The sequence below is a fragment of the Fructobacillus ficulneus genome (assembly GCF_001047075.2).
Classification (GTDB): domain Bacteria; phylum Bacillota; class Bacilli; order Lactobacillales; family Lactobacillaceae; genus Fructobacillus; species Fructobacillus ficulneus.
In genome coordinates this window covers 1-218 of record NZ_DF967988.1, presented here as the reverse complement: position 1 = coordinate 218, position 218 = coordinate 1, and the positions used below count along the sequence as shown (strand labels likewise).

Below are 218 nucleotides of genomic sequence, written 5' to 3'. Positions count from 1 at the left end.
CTCGAGGCGCAATTCAGACAAGTAGCGATTCTAAAGGCCTTGGACCTAAGCCCAACAACCTACCACTATTGGAAGCGACGCTTTCGTGCAGGCGAACCTGACCAAGAATTACGGGATATGATTCGTTCGCTGTCTTCAAAATATGCCTATTATGGCGTTCGACGTATTTGGGCTATGCTACGAAAGACAAGTAAGTACAGCCAAATTAACCATAAAAA

General features: G+C 45.0%; 1 pseudogene. It reads left to right on the top strand.

The window, feature by feature from the left end:
• Positions 1-218 (top strand): annotated as a pseudogene (locus AOQ29_RS07810) (hypothetical protein); the annotation flags it as partial.